14 protein-coding genes are annotated in these 18809 nt (G+C 47.0%); 11 read left to right on the plus strand and 3 right to left on the minus strand.

What is annotated here, in order from left to right:
• The first annotated feature begins 29 nt into the window (after positions 1-29).
• Together ACTQ3A_RS10555 and ACTQ3A_RS10560 are read left to right on the plus strand one after the other, a co-directional pair.
• Positions 30-581 (plus strand): CidA/LrgA family protein, encoded by a 552-nt coding sequence (locus tag ACTQ3A_RS10555; protein WP_441101123.1) that lies wholly within the window; start codon positions 30-32, stop codon positions 579-581.
• A 15-nt stretch (positions 582-596) separates the two neighbouring features.
• The gene (locus ACTQ3A_RS10560; RefSeq protein ID WP_441101122.1) at positions 597-1289 is read left to right on the plus strand and encodes an LrgB family protein; all 693 of its coding nucleotides are present in this window, start codon (positions 597-599) and stop codon (positions 1287-1289) included.
• A gap of 194 nt (positions 1290-1483) precedes the next feature.
• Here ACTQ3A_RS10560 and ACTQ3A_RS10565 read toward each other — a convergent pair whose 3' ends face one another.
• Positions 1484-2374 carry an Rpn family recombination-promoting nuclease/putative transposase gene (locus ACTQ3A_RS10565; RefSeq protein ID WP_441101121.1) on the minus strand — a complete coding sequence of 297 codons (891 nt, stop codon included), beginning with the start codon at positions 2372-2374 and terminating at the stop codon, positions 1484-1486.
• A 115-nt stretch (positions 2375-2489) separates the two neighbouring features.
• Positions 2490-3878, minus strand: coding sequence for a hypothetical protein (locus ACTQ3A_RS10570; RefSeq protein WP_441495313.1), 1389 nt, complete (start codon positions 3876-3878; stop codon positions 2490-2492).
• Positions 3879-4232: 354 nt separating this feature from the next.
• On the opposite strand from ACTQ3A_RS10570, the gene pssD reads away from it, so the two are divergent.
• From pssD to ACTQ3A_RS10610, 8 genes are all read left to right on the plus strand, one after another.
• On the plus strand, positions 4233-4712 hold the full coding sequence (pssD, locus tag ACTQ3A_RS10575; protein WP_441494816.1) for a PssD/Cps14F family polysaccharide biosynthesis glycosyltransferase: 480 nt from the start codon (positions 4233-4235) through the stop codon (positions 4710-4712).
• 18 nt (positions 4713-4730) lie between these two features.
• Entirely contained in the window at positions 4731-5246 is a 516-nt protein-coding gene (gene pssE, locus ACTQ3A_RS10580; RefSeq protein WP_441494815.1) for a PssE/Cps14G family polysaccharide biosynthesis glycosyltransferase, read from the plus strand.
• A 369-nt stretch (positions 5247-5615) separates the two neighbouring features.
• On the plus strand, positions 5616-8018 hold the full coding sequence (locus ACTQ3A_RS10585; protein ID WP_441494814.1) for an S-layer homology domain-containing protein: 2403 nt from the start codon (positions 5616-5618) through the stop codon (positions 8016-8018).
• Positions 8019-8336: 318 nt separating this feature from the next.
• Positions 8337-9464 carry an acyltransferase family protein gene (locus tag ACTQ3A_RS10590; RefSeq protein ID WP_441495314.1) on the plus strand — a complete coding sequence of 376 codons (1128 nt, stop codon included), beginning with the start codon at positions 8337-8339 and terminating at the stop codon, positions 9462-9464.
• A 146-nt stretch (positions 9465-9610) separates the two neighbouring features.
• The gene (locus tag ACTQ3A_RS10595) at positions 9611-10684 is read left to right on the plus strand and encodes a glycosyltransferase family 2 protein (RefSeq protein ID WP_441494812.1); all 1074 of its coding nucleotides are present in this window, start codon (positions 9611-9613) and stop codon (positions 10682-10684) included.
• Positions 10685-10949: 265 nt separating this feature from the next.
• Entirely contained in the window at positions 10950-12197 is a 1248-nt protein-coding gene (locus ACTQ3A_RS10600) for a CDP-glycerol glycerophosphotransferase family protein (protein ID WP_441494811.1), read from the plus strand.
• 13 nt (positions 12198-12210) lie between these two features.
• Positions 12211-13353, plus strand: a complete 1143-nt coding sequence (locus ACTQ3A_RS10605) for a glycosyltransferase (RefSeq protein WP_441494810.1) — start codon at positions 12211-12213, stop codon at positions 13351-13353.
• A 142-nt stretch (positions 13354-13495) separates the two neighbouring features.
• Positions 13496-14749, plus strand: a complete 1254-nt coding sequence (locus ACTQ3A_RS10610; protein WP_441494809.1) for a polysaccharide pyruvyl transferase family protein — start codon at positions 13496-13498, stop codon at positions 14747-14749.
• Here ACTQ3A_RS10610 and ACTQ3A_RS10615 read toward each other — a convergent pair.
• Positions 14725-15936, minus strand: a complete 1212-nt coding sequence (locus ACTQ3A_RS10615; protein WP_441494808.1) for a glycosyltransferase family 4 protein — start codon at positions 15934-15936, stop codon at positions 14725-14727. The genes ACTQ3A_RS10610 and ACTQ3A_RS10615 overlap by 25 nt on opposite strands.
• 212 nt (positions 15937-16148) lie before the next feature.
• Here ACTQ3A_RS10615 and ACTQ3A_RS10620 point away from each other — a divergent pair, with 212 nt between their 5' ends.
• Positions 16149-18737 (plus strand): S-layer homology domain-containing protein, encoded by a 2589-nt coding sequence (locus ACTQ3A_RS10620; RefSeq protein WP_441494807.1) that lies wholly within the window; start codon positions 16149-16151, stop codon positions 18735-18737.
• Positions 18738-18809 lie beyond the last annotated feature (72 nt).

Raw genomic sequence — 18809 nt, forward strand, 5'->3', positions numbered from 1 at the left:
TTATCGCAGCACAAAGGGGAGAAACAGTCATGAAGTACATGAAACAGTTTGCGATCATTCTGGCAGTATCCTGCATCGGAGAACTCCTGAATCATTTTCTGCCGCTTCCGTTTCCGGCAAGTATCTACGGCCTGGTGATCATGCTTATTCTGTTAATGACACACATCGTCAAGCTTCCGGATGTAGACGAAACAGCGACCTTCCTGGTGGACGTCATGCCGATGATGTTCATTCCGGCCGGTGTAGGCCTGATTACGGCATGGCCGGATCTGCAGCCGATCATCATTCCGATTCTCGTGATCACGATTGTGAGTACATTCCTCGTCATGGGAGTGACCGGAAAGGTAACCGATGCTCTGGTGAAGGGAACAGAGACCGGCGAAGAGAAAGAGCTTGCTGATGAGATCAGTGAGGATCTTGGGAGGATCGAATCCCTGCAGGAGGATGTCACGAGAAAAGAAGCTGCAAGGGTACTGGTGGAGGAAGAAGAATCCGAAAAGCCGTCCAGACTTGGTGAGGAACTGAGCCGGAGAGCTTCAAAGGACAAATTTGAGAAGAAGAACAAAACTGAGAACAGGTAAGAAGGAGAAAAGATCATGAATAACGTAATGCTGTGTTCTGCTACTATCGGTTTTGTCATCAGCCTGGTCACCTACGGATTCGGCGTCTGGCTCCATGACAAGACAAAGCTCGATATCATGAATCCGCTGCTGATCTCGATCGCTCTGACAATCGTGATTCTGCTCGCCTGCAAGGTGGATTACAAAAGCTACAACGACAGCGCAAAATATCTGAGCTACCTGCTCACACCTGCGACCGTCTGCCTGGCAATTCCGCTGTACAAGCAGATGGCTCTGTTAAAAAAGAACTTCCGGGCGATCCTGATCGGCGTCCTCGCAGGCTGCCTCACCTCCATGGGATCGGTACTGATCATGAGCAAGCTGTTCCGGCTCTCACATGCGGACTATGTCACCCTTCTTCCGAAGTCCATCACCACAGCGATCGGAATGGGAGTATCTGAGGAACTGGGCGGCGTCGTAACAATTTCTGTTGCAGTAATCATTGTCACTGGAATCATCGGAAATGTAATTGCAGTCGGAATGAGTAAACTCCTCTGCATCAAGAGCCCGATCGCAAGAGGGCTGATGTGCGGAACCTCTGCGCATGCCATCGGCACCGCAAAAGCCATGCAGATGGGAGAGATCGAAGGAGCCATGAGTTCCCTCGCCATCGTTGTATCCGGACTGATGACTGTTATCCTTGCAAGCTTCTTTGCGATGCTGGGATGACTAGGCGGGAACATATAATCGCACATCATCAGGATCATCAGGCATACTTGTTGCTCCGCTTCGGAATGCTTTTAATTAAATCAGAAAAGTAAATCAGAAAATACAGATATCAGAAAAGACCTCACAGAACGCACTTCCTGGGTAGCATATCACCCATAAAGAGACGCATCTGTGAGGCTTTTTTAAACATCCGCTTATTCTGAGTATTTGTCAGAAGGCGGCAGATTGGCGATGATATCCTGAACGGTTCCGATCGGTATATGAAGCTGGTCGGCAATCATCTGCGGAGAGTAATGAAACGTATCATACAAGATTTCAATCTTGCCTTCGATGCGACCTTCTTCCAAGCCTTGAAGTCTGCCTTTTTCGATTCCTCTATTCTCAATAACATCGAGTACTTCACACATTTCGACTCCTTTCTCCGGAAACTCATCTGCGGATTCTTCAAAGCGATGGTCGCCGGTCAACACGGACAGAAGCTTCAGAACAGCATCGACATGATCAACCTGACCCGGTGCGGGCACATACTCTCCGTGAAGGCGTGTCTGAACGAAATAGTCCGCGACATATCGAAAATCGCTTTGAAACAACAGCACTTGTTCCGGTGTTAAAAATGAAATCTCAAACAGGTTTTTCATTTCATAATCACTGACAAACGGTCTGAAATCTTCCGAAAGATCAATTAAATCAGTGAGGTGACGGCTATAGTTCCAATGGGTTGTACCAAAATACAATATCATTGTAACAACCGGAAAGATGTTTGTCACTTCTTTATTCAGCAACTGCATCCGGTAGGAAGCTCCGTCATACCCTATAATTCGGAAAGGCATAAACCGTTCCGGCCGGCTTTGGTTCTCGATTCCCAGCAAAGAGATAGTGACATTATTGTCTGTATAATACTTGGTGACATCCCTTTCCTGTTCATGAAGCTTGCCGTCTACTTTGTACTGGCTGCGGCTGCCTGCGTTGAGTAATTTGTCAGGAGAAATTTTCTGCTCTCCATTGAAAAGCAGTACGTTGACAATATCAGCGAACACATCATTATAATCTGCTAAAATCTTCTCTGAGATATCTTTTTCTGCCATCTGTTACTCCTATATGCACTATATGATCCATGAGATCCTTTTCTGCTATATATTTATGATAACGTTTGGCAGGAAAAAAGTATATGCCTGATTGTTTGTGCATTATGTGCAAACTTCAAGCTTGAAATTTATGAATATCGGATGAACTATGGATCCCTCTGCGTGATACGTGGAAATCATCTCTCCGTCCATCATCCGCGGCCAGCACCAGAAGCAGGAATGGATTTGCCTGAATCTCGATCAGGTGATGCTCGATGACACAGGCAGCGATGATCAGAAACAGCAGAAAGAGTTTCAGGTGATCGCCTGTCTTTCTCTCGCGATTGGCGGTAATCACCAGAATCATCAGCATGGCAGCCAGAACAACGAGCCCGAGCCGGAGCAGAATATTCACGTAGGAACTGTCCAGGAAGAAATACTCGGTGGTACGCTTGACCGCTCCGCCTGCGCCGTGCATCTCGACATTCTGAGCCCACAGCCGCACATTGTAACGCTCAAAGCCTATGTGTCCGTAGTAGAGACGCTTATTCAGAACGCGGTTCACAAACCGCAGGAATCCGGACGATTCCGAGTAGAAGCGGGACATCAGGATCATCATTGCCGCGAAAATCGGAGCGGACAGAACAATCAGCCAGTCGATCCACTCACGGAAGCGGGAGAAGACAACGGTTCCGGTCCGGCGTTCCGCGGACTTCTGCGCGGTTCCGGCATGGCGTTCGGCAGACTTCTGCGTGGTTCCGGCAAGGCGTTCCGTGGATTTTCGTGCGGTTCCGGTCCGGCGTTCCGCGGACCTTTGCGCTGCCCGCGTGGTTCGTGATCCACAGGCCGCGTGATCCGCGGATTTTACGGACGAAGCCCTGTGTGCGCGGAGCTTCATGATTCCAAGGCGTAAAACAAGAAGGGCAAAAAGCAATGTCGTGGTGCGCGCGTCGCAGCAAACCCATGTGAAAATCCCCAGAACAGCGATTGCGATAATCTCTCCCCAGCGGATCCTCCGAAGCCGGAGCCATACATAGCTCAGAGTCATGAAGAACAGGTGCGCGCAGAAATCGGTCGGATAGAGGAAGCCGAAAGCCATCCGTGCCCTGTAATTGTGTGACTCCTGGTAATAAGTCAGATTTTCGATCCTGCCGGAAAGCGCCAGGACCACTGTTACAAGCGTGACTGCGACAGAGACGGCCAGATGCACCGTCAGAATCTTCCGGAATTCCATGCCGTGCGCGAGAAAAATCAGCACCGCAAGCTCATAGATAAACGCGTAGGAATAGGAATGCCACGACAGCAGAAGGCTTCCGCACAGAAAGACAGCCAGAACTCTCTCCCGCGCCGTCCAGACATCGTCCGAAGCCGCTTTCCACATCACCATCACGAGCGCGACCAGTTGGAGGATGTTCTCCAACCGGGTGTTCCACCAGTTTACCGGGATCATAGTTGCGGTGAGCATCGATTTTAAGACGATAAAGGCAAGGTACACATAAAAAGCAGTTTCGAAATATTTTTTCACGAAATGCCGAAGAGCGTTTGAGGCTTTCCGAAAGCTTCCGGAAGAAGAAAGATATTCCATGTGATTATACAAATGATTACTTTCCTTTCAGAAAATGTATGGATAAATTTCACAGGTGCCCGCGGACGGGCAAAACTATGCTTATTGTACCATCTTTCGCGGGTTCGTAAAAGAGCAGCGCAGAGGCACAGGCGGAATTCCAAATCAATTTTCAATCAGGAATCAGAATTCTAATTCAGAATCCTTGGAATGTAGTAGCTTCCAGCAGAGAATTTGTGCTACAATGTACAGATACATGTGTGCTCGTGCGGACTTTCCGTTCTGTGCATCAAAGGCAGAGAAAGGAAGAAGAAAATGACGGTTTCAAAAGACCACAGCCTGAAAATCTGTTTTGCCGCGTCCTCGGGTGGCCATTTCGAGCAGCTCATGCGCCTGAAGCCGCTGATGGACAAGTACGACAGCTTCCTGATGACTGAGCGGACAGACTATCTGCCCGATGCCGGCGGAGAGAAGATCTACTACCTGTGGCAGGTGAACCGCAAGGAGATAAGCTTTCCGGTCCGGATGCTTGTGAATGTCTTCAAGTCTCTCAGAATCTATCAGAAGGAAAAACCGGACGTCGTGATCTGTACCGGAGTTTTTGCGATGATTCCCATGTGCCTGATCGCGAAATTACATGGGAAGAAACTGATCTATATCGAGTCATATGCCAAGGTCAGCTCCGGGACGGAAACGGGTCGCTTCCTATATAAATATGCGGACCGCTTCTACATTCAGTGGAAAGCACTTCGAAAGGTATATCCCAACGGCAGATATGTCGGCGGAATTTACTGAGGAGCAGAAGGAGTTCAGATGATATTTGTAACCCTCGGATCACAGAAGTTTCAGTTCGACCGGCTTCTGGAGAAAATCGACAATCTGATCGTCTCCGGCTCGATCACCGAAGAGGTCTTCGCCCAGATCGGATACAGCGATTATCTGCCAAAGCATTACGTTTACCAGAAGTTTATGGATGAAACGGAATTCAAGGAAAAAATGAAAGAGGCGGACTTCGTCATAACCCATGGCGGCACCGGAGCCATCATCAACGCGGTCAAAGCACACAAGATCGTCATCGCCGTACCCAGAAAAGCTGAATATGGAGAGCACGTCGACGACCATCAGAGGGAGATTATACGCGAATTCGGAGAACAGAATTACATTCAGCCGTGTATGGAAGTCGACGCACTCGGCGAAGCACTGCTGCAGGCAGGGCAGAAAACCTTTTCGGAGTACCGCTCTAATACAGACCGCTTCATCAGCGATATCGATGATTACCTTCAGTCTGAAATCATTAACAAAAATGACGGCAGAAGTAGAAGATCGTAAAAAAAAATAAAGAAAATGACATAATTTCAGAGGCGGGGAATTCTGTATATTATTCACAGGAAAACAGGCAAAAGTCAGCAAATATCGAATTTCAGGACTCCCGAAGGCGTGAAAAAAGAAACGAAAACGGCCGAAAACCACGAGCAATGGCATCAGAATGTCACAGATTTTGAATGTTTTGTTAAAAAAATACAAAACAAGAATTAAAAATTTGGTAATACTTTCAAAGATATTTATGATAGAATACTAAAGTAAAGAGCATACTATAGCAGACAACCCACGGGAAATACCATCTCAGGGTTGGAAATGGGGTTATAGTCAATCTCTACAGTTTATTACATTATTTTTCACCTGGGAGGAAAAAAGATTATGAAACGCAAAGAAATTGCAAGAAAACTTGCGGTAGTGGTGCTGAGTGCCTCGATGCTCGTGCCTATGGTGCCGGTGAATGCTTTCGCAGCAACCACACCAGTAGAGGTTTCTGATCAGCAGAAGACAGATAACAACTACAACTGGCATTGGAGGGATGCTGTTGATGCTGCGGCAACAGCAGTTTCTGGAATGACCGATACAAAGGGCAATCCGGTTACAATTGATACTGATGAGGCAACCCTTCAGAACCTCTTCGTTACTGCGTTTGGTACTGACAGTACAGTAAGCAAGATCGTTCTTACAAAGGGAACACCCGTTCCGGCAACCACTGATGAGAATGGCGTAACCAAGATGGGTACCATTCCGGTAACTGTAACAATCACTGGAATGCCTAAACTTGGCTCAACTGTTAATGAAATCAGCGAAACCTACAATACCGAGATCACAGCAGCAGCTCTTACTGCAGCAGAGGCACAGAAAGATCAGCTCGCCATTGCGTCTAAGGTCGTAAAAGAAGCTCTCGAGAATGAGAATAATTATACAAGCGTTGGTGAAATCAATAAGGCCACGGTAATTAAAATCGCTGAGGACGCAATTGCTGCGTACAACACAGCTAATCCTACCAAGGTTCTTCCTGCTATCACTGTTTCAATGGCAGCAGATCCTACTTTCTCAGACTCTACCACAACAGCTAAGGGAAGTGTTGCAGGAAAAGTAAATCTGAAAATCACTGATAAAGCATCTGTAGATGTTGATTTTACTTCTACAAGAAAAGCACTTAATAGCGCAGCTCATTGGAAGGCTTCTTATGTTACGAATTTGCTCGAGAACTCTCATGAAATGCACTATATACAGATGAACGACAGCTCAAATCATGATAATCTCAACAAGCCTTCGGATAAGATTTTCACTGATTATTATTATGATGGACTGTCAGCATCTGAAATTGAGGAATACATCAACGCAGAACTTGTTAAAAATGACGCACATCTGAAGGTTTCTAATGTTGTGATTCAGGATGTCAAGTCAAAAAAATCTGAACATGGTAAGGCAAATGGCGAAATTTATGGTCAGTTCCTTGTTACCGATACTACTAACGGTGAGTACGAATCAGGCAATTTTAAAATGAACACGGAACAGTCCGACGAAGAAAAACTCGATGAGGCGGGCGCAAAAGCTGTTGAACTTGCTAAGGATGCAGACTATGCAAGGAGTTACAGTAGATCCAAGGCAATCGCTGCTACTAAGGATGAAGTAATAGCTAAAGCAACTGAAATTGCAGATAACGCTGCTAATGCATTCAAAGTTGAGGGAATTCTGGATTCAAACGGCACAAAATATTATGTTCCACTCGACACTACTGTAAAGAACACCGCAGAGGTTAAGGCTTCCAATGTCAAGGTTGACTATACACCGGCAACTGTAGACGCTGAAGGCAAGGCTGTTGTTACTGTAACTTATAAGACACTGAATGACCTTTACAAGCTTGGTATCAGCCCTGAGTCTGATGCTTTTATTACAAAGGATTATACATTTACCCTTACACAGCCGAAGCTTGTTAAGAAAGCAATTACATTTGTTTATTTCCATCACTCACTGACCACCAAATATAGTCCTGTTGAGGCTGTAAATAGTAAAGCTGTTAGCGATCAGGGTAATGCACTTGATCTTAGCAGTTTCCTTGAGGTTAGCCCGTGGGATGGAAATGACAAGATTACATACACCTCCAGTGATGAGTCTGTTATCGTAATGGATGGCAGCATGGCTATCCCGCAGGGTGTTGGTACTGCAACGATTACTGCAACAAACGCAAACGATCCATCCGTTACCGCAAAGGTAAAAATCTCAGTTGTAACTGATTTTCAGTTCAAAGATGTTCAGGATGCGCGTAAGTATTATTTCCAGCCGGTTTATGATGCATTAAGAAACCATATTACTGCTGGTCTCACAGATGACACGTTTGGAGTAGATCGTACAGCAACACGTGCACAGATGGTTACATGGATGTGGAGAAAAGCTGGAAGTCCTGTAGTATCTACTTCTTACGCAAAGAAGTTCACAGATGTAGATACTGATGCTTACTATGCAAAGGCAGTAGCTTGGGCAGTTAAGAATGGAATCACCTCTGGAACAACCGCTACAACATTTAAGCCGAACGGGACAGTTACTCGTGCACAGATGGTTCAGTTCCTGTATAAGTATGCTGACGGTCGTCTCAGTCAGAACTATAGCGGAAATGGTTCCTTCAACTTTACTGATGTAAGCTCAGATGCATACTACTATGATGCGGTTCAGTGGGCAGCAAAGTACGGTATTACCGCTGGTAAGACCGCCACAACATTTGCACCAAACGATGCTTGCACAAGAGCTCAGGGAGTTACATTCCTTAGCAGACTGTAATTAAGAAAAGGATCCTGGGTGTCAAATAACTTGATACTTATACAAGAGAGCTCCACTTGGAAGCAGTTCCAAGTGGAGCTCTCCTTATATTTTCTCCCCAATGGTTGTCCACATATCATAACTTGTCCTTCGCACATTATCAACATCTGCTCTATCACTATCTCATGGCGAAGTTTAATTTACCGGCCCTGATGCACATCCTTATTATTTCTAATGACAGACCCGGTTATTCTGTGGTAAGCTCAACAATAGAATCTATTGTTTACACAAGATCTTTACACCAACTTCGAATATACGTGAGTTTGAACATACGTTATGATGTATAAATACAAGAACCGGCAATCCGGGCTAGAATGTTTAAAGCTCTTCGCGATTGCAATGATTATCCTCTCTCATATTGTACAGTGTATGACGCAGCCGACCGAATTCGCCGGGAATCAGCCTTATCTGTTTTCGATCTCCTCTCCATCAAAATCTGTTTCCGTATTCACTCTCGCTCTGTTCTTTCATCTGGGTTCTCTGGGAAATGACATATTCTTCATTTCTTCCGCATGGTTTCTCCTGGAGAGCAGGACATGGAAGAAGGAAAAGTGGATGAGACTTTTTCTTCAGACCTGGGTGATTTCTGTGCTCTGTCTTCTTGCGGTACTGATCGTCCGGCATGGTCAGGTGCCCGGAAAGCTTATTCTGCACAGCATTCTTCCAAATCTTTTCACCAATACCTGGTATATCACCGCTTACCTGCTGTTTTATCCGCTGGCGCCTCTGCTGAACGTTCTTATCGAGAACATGGACAGGAGGAGGCATTTTCAGCTTGCTGCGGTCATGACATGGCTGTATCTTGTCTGCGAATTTATTGTAAAAGGAGCCTTCTTCTCCTCTAAGATCATTCAGTGGGTTGCGATTTACCTGCTGCTTTCCTATCTGAAGAAGTATAAACGGGCATGGATGGACGATCGGAAGATGAATCTGATATGCCTGTTGATCGGTCTTGCTGGATTTATCCTGCTTCCCGCAATATCCAATGTGGTTGGTTTACTGACCGGCAGAGACACAAATCTGCTGTACTGGGTAAGTAATGCAAATCCGTTTCTGGTGCTGATTGCTATCGCATCGGTCAATCTTGTTCGAAGAAATGAGAATTTTCACAACGGAATCCTCAATTATCTGTCCAGTCTGTCGCTGACCATCTATCTGCTTCAGAGCAATCTGATGTTTAAGACATATTACCGGACAGGACTGGTGCGTTTCTTTTACAATCATTTCGGATTTGAGAACGCCGTTGTGGGCAAAGCGGTCGTTATGGCTGGGATTGTTTTTGCGGTTTCATTAATCGGAGCAATTCTCTACGACAGAATACTATCCCCGGCTGTGAAACATCTCAGCCGGCAGGCATTGACATGGATTCGGCGGATTTACCACCGGGCGGAAAGAAGTCTTTCGTGATGGAGGGATTGATCCAGATATAAAAGATTGATACAAATATAAAATGATTTATCCAGATATAAAATGTTTGATCCAGATGCTTTGCCGCTTGTGATGCGCCGGGATACTGGTTCTGTTCTGCTGCGGCAATGAATAAGGGAGGCACAATGACGGATATTCTCTTATCTGTAATTATTCCGGTTTATAATACACAAAAAGATCTTACCCGGTGTATAGACAGTGTCATGAAGGACGGCACTGTTTCATCCGCGACAGAATCTGAGACAGGGGCCACGTTCACCCCCGGCGAGATCGAAGTGATTCTCGTGGATGATGGAAGTACCGATGGGAGTGGAGCTCTATGTGATGAGCTTTCTTTGCAGTACCCGTCTGTATATGTGATTCATAAGGAAAACGGAGGCATAGCCAGCGCCAGGAACGCCGGAATGGCCCGGGCGCGAGGTCGATATTTTTCCTTTCTGGATTCCGATGATTATCTGAAGCCGGGATCTGTTGCCCTGTGGATTGGCTGGATCCGTCAGTATGGTTCGGACCTGATACGTTTCGGATTATGCAAGATCTCGGAAACAGGGGAACTGCTGGAGGACAGAACTCTGCCGTATCCGCCGGGCAGATATACCGGGGCCGCATTGAAGGAGCTTAAGCTCGATTCGATTTACTATGAGCACGTGCTGGATTACAGGACTCCCCGAATTCTTTCGTCCTGCACCAACCTGTACCGAAGCTCCTTTTTGAAGGCGCATGATCTGAAATTCCGGTCTGAACGTGAAATCCTGCGGGAAGAATACCTCTTTGTCACCTCCTGCATGCAGGCTGCGGAATCGGTTGCCGTGTGCGATGTTTCCTGCTATTGTTATGTACAGCGGAGAGGATCCGTCACGCAGCATTATATTCCGGACATGCCGGAGCGGTCGCGCAGGCTGATGCGGGAATATCAGACACTGCTTCCGAACCCGGAGCGCGAACAGGCAATTCGAATGGACAATTTCTACATTGACAGCATGTATGCATGTATCGTCAATGAGTGCAGAGAAAATCGCAGCAGCAGGAATGCCGTTCATGAAATCCGGTCTGTCCTGGCGGATGCTCATCTGCAGGAGGCCCTTCGAAGAAGCCACAACCGGGCATCTACCGCAAAGACAAGGGTGATCGTGTTTCTGATGCGCCATCGCATGGCACTTGTCATGTACAGACTGTATCGGCTTACTGCCGGGAAGTAAGTACCCGCATACTGCGTATTCATCCTTTCCGCGATGATACCTTCCGATTTGAAAAGATCGGTTGCAGGAAAGTATATCGAAACATACGCTGAATGAAGTAGCGGATTCCATAAATGAGCTGTATGAAGAAGTGCTTTCCATAAATGCGCTGTAAGAAGCGCTATCCATAAATACGCTGTACGAAGAGTCGAATACCATAAATGCGCTGTATGAAGAAGCGGATTCCATATCAGAGAAAGGTCGTTCCCACGCAAGCATGTCACACATGAACTTCAAAAAAATAATACGAAAATATGGCCACAAATTTCATACCGCCCTCTTTCCGATCACGGGAGCACTTTTTTCTCTGCTTCCGGTGAAGAACAACCGGGTTGTGGCTGTCAGCTTCCGCGGGAACGGTATCGGAGATAATCCAGGTGCAATCTGTGAAAGTCTTTATCAAAGGGACCCGGAGGCCGAGATTGTCTGGCTTGTCGACCGCGGGAGGAACCGAACCATTGATCTTCCGGAATGGGTCAGAGAGGTGCCGTATTATTCCTTCCGATCCATGCTGTATATGGCCACGGCAAAGGTATGGATTGACAACTGCCGCAAGGACTATATGCCCGGAAAAAAGAAGGATCAGATCTATATCCAGACCTGGCACGGAGGACTCGGGTTCAAAAAAGTAGAAGCGGCCGCGCAGCAGGATCTTTCGGAATTCTACATTCGCGTGGCGAAGCGTGATACGGCTGCTACGGATCTCATGGTCTCGAATGGAGAGATGACTAGCCGGATTTATCGCACCATGTTCCGCTATCAGGGAAGGGTCCTTGAGTGCGGACTTCCGCGCAACGATTGTCTGGTACGTAACGACCGTTTAACCTGGAAAGAAGAGGCGAAGAGAGCGCTGGGGATTGAACCGGATCACCGTTTGCTCCTGTATGCGCCCACCTATCGGGACATGACCGATCTTTCCGCGTTTTCATTCGATATGGATGCTTTTCTTCGCGCGCTTGAGAAAAAAACAGGAGACAAATGGACCGGAGCCGTCCGTCTTCATCCAAATCTTCAGAATAGTAAAATCCCTGCATTGTCAAATGACCGGATTCTGGATCTGACGCATATACCGGATCCCAATCAGGTTCTGCTGGCAAGTGACGCGATGGTGTCAGACTACAGCAGTATGGTCTTTGATTTTGCCGGGATGGGTGGGCTTGTCCTGCTCTATGCGCCGGACTATGACGAATACATGCAGCGAAGGGGACTGTGGCTGACGTATGATCAGACCCCGTTTCCCTCCGGAAGGACGAATGAAGAGCTTCTGGAAAAGCTAAATGATTTGCAGATCAGCAGTTACCAGAAGGATTTGAAGAAATTTTTCGACGATTTCCACATGGCCGAAACCGGAAGATCCTCGGAAACCGCCGCAGAAGTTATAAGGTCTGTTCTGCGCGGCAAGCCGCTGGAGATGGCATTACGGGAAGTATGCGTTCCGGCCGGTGACGGAAGATATTTGCTGAAAAACAGCTAATGAGGTAACTAGAATGATCAAAAGAGTTCTCTATTTTGTCTGGGCGCCGATCCACCGGCTTCCGCCATGTGTAGCCCAGGTGCAGCAGCTCCGGGATTTTGGAATCAAGGTAAGCGTACTCTCCAGAGAGATCAGCCCGGAAACGGCAGAGATTTTTCGGAGCAGAAATATTTCGTATGAGACGCTTCCAGTCATCACCAGAAAGAACAAGGTACTTCAGAAAGGCCTGAACTATCTGAACTACCGGCGCGTCTTCCGCCAGTGGTTCCGGAAATACTGGACAGACGACAGTGTTCTGTGGATCGGTTCCGAGATGGGCGCCATAAAGCAGTGGCATTTTCTGAAGAATCATCACCCTGTAATCGTCAATTGTCTGGAATTCTTTGAATACGACTGGTACCAGAATGCAATGAAACGAATCAGCAGCGATGTAGATTTCCTCACAGCATGTGAGCCTCACCGGGCACAATACATGAAGGACTGGTGGAATCTCGGGTCACTGCCCGTTGTTCTTCGGAATAAACCATATGCCCTATCCCGATCCAGAAATCTGGAGCCCACCTCCCCTGACGTCGAAAAGGCATTAAAAAAGCTCGAAAACCGCCATGTTCTCCTGTATCAGGGCATGATATCAAAGGAACGCGACCTCTCACCTCTTGCAGAAGGACTTAAGAGAAGCGGCAGCGACTGGACGCTTGCGCTGATGGGAACGGATTATATCGGCGATGCGGGCGCATCACTGCAGAAAATCTATCCGGACACCGTTTACCTGGGATACTTTTATCCGCCGCATCATTTTGAAATCACATCACACGCAGATATCTGCGTCGCCTGTTATGAAGAAAACTCCATCAACACAAGATACTGTGCGCCGAATAAGATCTATGAATACGCGGCATTCGGATTGCCGATGCTCTGCAATGATATTCCCGGCCTTGAAGAAACCGTCGGCCGGTACCATGCGGGAAAATGTGTGAATTTTCACGATCCTGACCAGATTGCAGCCGCGATTCGGGATCTTGCCGCCAATTACGAAGACTACAGCGCAGGGGCTACGCGAATGTACGAGGAAACGGACAACACGGCAGCCATGCATCAAATCCTGGAGACCGTATCCTCACTGTCCACAACTGGGGCCGGAAAGCATGGCCGCTAGATCGTAATTTACATGATTGCCCTATGCGCTGTTGAATTCTGGAATCTGAAATCCAAAGGCCAACTCTTTCGAAAGAGCCTGGTATCCCGCGTTTGCTTTAAATGCTGGAATCCGGAGACGAACCCGAAAAAAGGAGATAGAAATGAAGATATTACTGCTCGGCCTGTATTATTCAGAGAATAAAGGCGATGCCCTGCTCACGGACTGCGTGGCTGCAAGGATTCGCCGCTCCTTTCCGGATTCGGAACTGACTGTATGCGACCTTTTCGGACGAACCGGATGGAAAACCGCAAGCGGCGGCGAAGAAGCAGATTTAAAGAAGAGGATCTTCAAGAACAAGCTGCGGACATTCGCCTCGAATTATACCCCCTGGGATAAGATGTATTCACACGAACAATACCTGTATGAGATGCATCGTGCCGATATAGAACGGGTCATGTCCATTTCCTGTAACTGTGTTGTATTCGCCGGAGGTCAGCTCTTCATGGATGATCTGGCTCTCGTTGTCAGTTCCTACATCGATCATTTCGCAGCCATGGAGATTCCGGTCATCATCAACGCCGCCGGATGGGGGCCCTTTTGCAGCCGGCACATCCGTGAGCGGCTGGCGCAGTCACTGCAGAACCGATGGACAATTGATCTGTCCGTACGAGATCACGCATCCGCAATCAGCCGTCTGGTCGGAAGGAAAGTCCCGGAAAGAGCTGACTTTGGATTGTTTGCGGATATCACCTATGGAATTCACCGTGATCCGCAAAGTAACCGGACAGGGCTCGGGATCATGTACGCGCCGACCATTTCCAGAGGAAAAATGATTTGCTTCTGGCAGGGATTAATCCTTCAACTGACCCGGAAAGGAATTGCATGGACGCTCTTCACAAACGGATATCCATCAGATGAAGAATTCGCCAGAGACCTTCTGAAGCTGCTCCCCGAAGAATGCTTCCATACCGGAAAAAACCGGAGGGATTATCTCCTTCCTGCTCCCGGCACGCCCCGCGAGATGACCGCCCAGATATCCTCGTTTCAGTCGCTGATTTCCATGAGACTCCACAGCCATATTGTGGCAGCTTCGCTTGGTATTCCCTCCGTTGCGATCACCTGGGATGACAAGCTCCCTGAATTTTTCCGCATGCTCGGATACCCGGAACGCTGTCTTTCCATTCACGAACCAGCAGACCATGTCATTTCCATGATTACGCAGGCGGAAAAGGACGGGATAAACAGGAACACAGTGAACGCGCTGCGTGAGGCCGCCGACAAATCGCTTGTTTCATCTATCCGTAAGGCAACCGACAAATCGTTTCTTACCTCTATCCGTAAGACGTCTGACAGATCGCTTCTTACCTCCATCCATGAGGCAAAGAGCACTCACTCACAGAGAGAAGAAGAATGACCGGTGCTTTTCTTCCATACAGAGGCAATCTGCTGATAAAATCGTGCTTCATCAAAATTTGCCTCGATGGTATTTCGGGCATTCCGGCTGTAATGGCGCCAGATTTTCTCATGCCCCGTCAGATCCGATATTGCCTCAGCCAGAGCGGCAATGTCACCCGGTTCAACCAGAATCCCATTCTCTCCGTTTCTTACACAGGACGGAATATCTCCGACCGTCGTACTGATCACGGGAAGTCCAAAGCTCATTGCTTCCAGAATCGCGACCGGCAGACCCTCGTTATAAGAGGGGAGCGCAAGAATATGAGAAGACTCCAGGAGCTCCTTTTTTCTTTGTCCATCCACCCATCCGGCAAAATCCGTCTGATCTGAAATGCCCAGTTCCCCGGCCAGTCTCTTCAGGTTTTCTTCTTCCGGACCGCTTCCGGCCAGTACAAGCCTCCACTTTGCGGGCTTTGCCATCGCAAATGCCCGAAGCAGATCCTCCGCACCCTTTCTCCGGATCAGAACACCCAGAAACAGAATCCGGTTCTCCGTGTCATTTAAGGCTGTGATCTCCTCCGGCAGTTTCACGGCATTGTGTACGATTTCCACGGACACACCGGGACAGATTGACTGAATACTCTTCCGGTAATGTTCCCCGAGCACAATGACATGGGCGCAATTTCCCAGGAACTCCCGTACCTGCTTCTGCTTATCCGGACCCAGAGAACGATACCAGTCTTCAAACTCCGAACCATGAAGGTGCATCACAAAGGGAACGTGAAAACGAAGAGCTATCTTCTGCAGTGTCCGCGCCCGGACAAAGCTGCCTTTATAAGACATATGAACATAGACCAGATCCGGACGCTCTCTCAGCATAACCTCGGTCAATCTGAAGCACGCTTCCGCAAATACCGCCCCCTTCGCTGCCGGATTCCGATCCGTATACGTCGGAATAAAACGGAGCTGAATCCCCTCCCTCGTCCAGTCATTCTCCAGAATCTGCTGAATTACACTCGTAATACCGCCCTTTACATCCCCGCGGTTTCCCATCATCAGGACCTTCATCATACCTGTCGAAATCCTTCCCTTTTCTTTCCATATTCTCTTTCTATGCCAATATTCCTCGCAAATATTCCCGTACATCTTATCACAAAAAACGCTGTCATCGTCGCCAAAATATCTGGTCAGGCCCAATCTTATCATGCCTGCTTTTCGGTTTGTCCCCTTCCCTTGCGTTTAAAAACGCCAGGCACATCGCCGGCATCCGATACAAAATCTGTGTCAAAGCTGCGTCAGATGCCCGTTATATTTATTAAAAGTCTTTCCTATTGTTGAAAAATCCGTACCCTCATCAAGTAAAGAGCATACTTCATGCTACATTATATTATTTTAACTTAGGTTAGGAGGAATAACAAATGGCAAGAAACAAATTCTTAAAGCGTATGGCTGTTACGGCTCTTGCTGCGTCCATGACATTTGGTGCCGTACCGGCTATGGCAACTCCAGCGCTGGCTGCTTCAACAGTTACTGTTGCGAGCTCATCTGATCATCTCGGAGTAGGCGCTACCGTTCAGTCTGCACTTGATAGAATGACAGTTACTTCTGCGACTACTGCAGATGATATTAAGACAAAGGTTGCGGAAGCATTCAAGACAGCATTCCCCAACGAGAACTACAATGTACAGGTTGACAACGTAGTGGCAACTGCTTCCAGCTATTATGATGATGGTCAGCACAATGATCTGGCAAACGGTGAATATCATAATTTTGGAAAAATCACAGGAAGTGTAACACTGAGTAGCCCAGACAATAGTGCTACTCCGGATTCCCAGAATACTACGACCTATAGCTTCGAACTGGATGAGAACGCTTACACAGATAAGGAGAAGATCGAACTTGCAGAGCATTACATTCAGAAGTATTTCAATGAAATGAATCCGTTTGCTGCAACGGATGAAACCGTTGAAACCAATTCAGGCGATGAAATCAAAGATGTAACGATGAAATCTATGGCCCAGGCCGCGCTTAAATATTATGCACGTCAGGGCATTACTGAATTTAGAGATGGATCGATCACAGTTGACGCTAAAAATACCTCTGCACCGGTTAATGATGATAAGAATAAATTAATGACATTTACTTCTGACATCACGGTTTCTGTAGGTAAGACAAGCGATACAAAAACTTATACCGCTACAAGAGATCGCGCTCACAGTTATCTCACCGAAGCGTTTGCAAGTGCTGTAAAGGCTTATTTAGAAGACAAAGATGATCCGACTACTGAACAGAAGGAGGGTACTTACTTTGCAAATGATATCGACGCTGAAAAACTTGCAGACGTCATCAACAACCTTAGATTTATAATTTCAAATGGAAAAGGCGTTGGTTCAACGACTGACAACACTTATTTTAATAACTTTAATGGCGAGGTATTCGCTAATGCTCTTGGAAGGGCTGGTTTTAACGACTATGCGCAGCTGAAGCATATCTCTATCTCTGCTGATGACATTGAGATCGGTGAAGCAAACAAGGTACTTGCAAAGCATGGCGTCAACGGACGTGTGTCTGTAAACTTTAGGCTTAAGGAAGATGGAAACAATGATACTCAGGTCTTCACCGCCACTCTTAATCTGAAGGAGTCTGCTGATGAGATGCTCACAGAGATGACCGATGAGATGACCAGACTGTTTAAGGAAGATAAGACAATCCTTCCGACAATTGCGTACGGTGATTCCGATAAGGCTTCTGCTCCGGATTATGACGTTAAGAATTCTACGGATAAAACGGATGATACGCTTGGCGGTGTCACAGCAGATGGTTTTGCATACGCACTTTATAACAATGCTGGCCAGAAACTGGTTAATAAGGCTTATGCCGGCCACCCACTTTCTGAAGACGGTGTTCAATATGTTCGCAATACTGCAACCTACAGTGATTATGTAAAACCCACCACGAAAGCAGATGGAAGTGTCAAGGTTAACGCAACTGTAAAGGTATTGAATCCTTGGTATGCTACTTATGACGGCACAATGACTCCGGATGAGCAGTATGTAACAAAAGATGTTTCATTTACTGTTACTATTCCGAAGCTTAACACCGTCGCTGCAACGGATATTGAACTTGCAAATGCACGTACAATCTATATTGTAAGAGGAAACGAAGGCAAGCTTGATAATGCACAGACTAAGCCAACAACTGTAGATCTGAAGAATGGTGTATCTCAGACACCTAATCATACAATGTCATATGCAAAACCAACTAATGCAAATGACATTGTCTGGACTTCCAGTGATCCTTCGGTCGCAACAGTTGACGAGAATGGAATTGTTACTGCTCTTAAGGGTGGCAAAACTGTAATCACAGCTTCCAGTGAAACTAATCCGAAGATCAGTGATTCCGTCACAATCAACGTGAAGGAGACATATAACGGATTCGTTGATGTAATGGATCCGACTGCATATTACTTCACTCCTGTTTACTGGGCAAAGGATGATGCTAAAATTACCGCAGGTACAACGACTACCACATTCAGCCCGTCCAGTACTGTAACCAGAGGCGATATGATTACCTGGCTGTACAGATATGCTGGTTCACCTGCAGTTAGCACAACTACCAAATTCAAAGATGTAAAGGATAGCGATTACTATGCTAAGGCAGTTGCATGGGCAACGTCAAAGGGCATCACATTTGGTACAAGTGATACCACATTCAGCCCGAAGAAAGCTGTTACCAGAGCAGAGATGATCAGCTTCCTGTACAGATATTCTCAGGCTGTCGGAAAGACAGATGATGAGAGTGGAAAGTCTGACTTCAATGATGTACTGAGCAGCAAGTACTATGCATCAGCAGTTGCATGGGGCGCTGAGAATGGTGTTGTTGCAGGCTATGCAGATGGAACATTCAGACCGGACAAGACCTGCACAAGAGCAGAGGGTGTAAGCTTCATCTACAGAGCAGTAAATCACACAAAGGGCCAGAAACCAGATAATCTTCTTCAGAAGTAATCTTGTGGATCAGAGATTTAGCTAAATACTCATAGTATGAAGCTTAGTTGATGGGTGCCAGATCATTCTATA

The organism is Bilifractor sp. LCP21S3_F8 (genome assembly GCF_052117805.1).
Classification (GTDB): domain Bacteria; phylum Bacillota; class Clostridia; order Lachnospirales; family Lachnospiraceae; genus Bilifractor.

Excerpts from the sequence above, each read along its gene's own strand:
- ACTQ3A_RS10555 (WP_441101123.1), top strand. The coding sequence starts at position 30 with ATGAAGTACATGAAACAGTTTGCGATCATTCTGGCAGTATCCTGCATC.
- ACTQ3A_RS10560 (WP_441101122.1), top strand. The coding sequence starts at position 597 with ATGAATAACGTAATGCTGTGTTCTGCTACTATCGGTTTTGTCATCAGC.
- ACTQ3A_RS10565 (WP_441101121.1), bottom strand. The coding sequence starts at position 2,374 with ATGGCAGAAAAAGATATCTCAGAGAAGATTTTAGCAGATTATAATGAT.
- pssD (WP_441494816.1), top strand. The coding sequence starts at position 4,233 with ATGACGGTTTCAAAAGACCACAGCCTGAAAATCTGTTTTGCCGCGTCC.
- pssE (WP_441494815.1), top strand. The coding sequence starts at position 4,731 with ATGATATTTGTAACCCTCGGATCACAGAAGTTTCAGTTCGACCGGCTT.
- ACTQ3A_RS10585 (WP_441494814.1), top strand. The coding sequence starts at position 5,616 with ATGAAACGCAAAGAAATTGCAAGAAAACTTGCGGTAGTGGTGCTGAGT.
- ACTQ3A_RS10590 (WP_441495314.1), top strand. The coding sequence starts at position 8,337 with ATGTATAAATACAAGAACCGGCAATCCGGGCTAGAATGTTTAAAGCTC.
- ACTQ3A_RS10595 (WP_441494812.1), top strand. The coding sequence starts at position 9,611 with ATGACGGATATTCTCTTATCTGTAATTATTCCGGTTTATAATACACAA.
- ACTQ3A_RS10600 (WP_441494811.1), top strand. The coding sequence starts at position 10,950 with ATGAACTTCAAAAAAATAATACGAAAATATGGCCACAAATTTCATACC.
- ACTQ3A_RS10605 (WP_441494810.1), top strand. The coding sequence starts at position 12,211 with ATGATCAAAAGAGTTCTCTATTTTGTCTGGGCGCCGATCCACCGGCTT.
- ACTQ3A_RS10610 (WP_441494809.1), top strand. The coding sequence starts at position 13,496 with ATGAAGATATTACTGCTCGGCCTGTATTATTCAGAGAATAAAGGCGAT.
- ACTQ3A_RS10615 (WP_441494808.1), bottom strand. The coding sequence starts at position 15,936 with ATGATAAGATTGGGCCTGACCAGATATTTTGGCGACGATGACAGCGTT.
- ACTQ3A_RS10620 (WP_441494807.1), top strand. The coding sequence starts at position 16,149 with ATGGCAAGAAACAAATTCTTAAAGCGTATGGCTGTTACGGCTCTTGCT.